This is a genomic window from Actinospica durhamensis, assembly GCF_018139695.1.
Lineage (GTDB): Bacteria > Actinomycetota > Actinomycetes > Streptomycetales > Catenulisporaceae > Actinospica > Actinospica durhamensis.
This window is the reverse complement of sequence record NZ_JAGSOG010000788.1, coordinates 1-423: the sequence shown is the minus strand read 5'-3', so window position 1 is coordinate 423 and position 423 is coordinate 1. Positions and strand designations below refer to the sequence as shown.

1 protein-coding gene is annotated in these 423 nt (G+C 65.0%); it reads right to left on the bottom strand.

The window, feature by feature from the left end:
- Positions 1-423, bottom strand: a 423-nt coding sequence (locus tag KDL01_RS42230; protein ID WP_246577728.1) for an ABC transporter substrate-binding protein, incomplete at both ends; no start/stop codon positions are given.

Here is a 423-nt window from a genome sequence, read left to right as displayed (position 1 = left end):
GGTTGCTGATGACGTCCGACATCTGCGCCGGGTCGACCGAGTCCGTGAACTGGATGGCGTTCTTGGCCTCGCCCTGGTCGGCGACCAGGCGCTTGGTCTGGCTGGCCTGGGAGACGGTGTTGGTGAAGTTGAAGCCGTCCACGTACTGGTGGCGCACGGCGTCCGTCTTCGGGTCCCACTGGTCGTTCTTGACCAGCTTCATGGACTTGCCCGGCTTGTACTCGGCGATCTTGTACGGGCCGAGGGCCTTGGGCGCCTTGTCGTACTTCTCCTTCGTGTCCTGCTTCTCGGGCACGATGGAGTAGCCGGCCATGGCCAGGGCCTGCGGGAGGTCCGGGCGCGGCTGGTTGAACTTGAAGACGACCGTCTTGTCGTCCGGGGTCTCCAGGACGGAGTCCGGCAGGTGCTTGCCCTTGTAGGGGC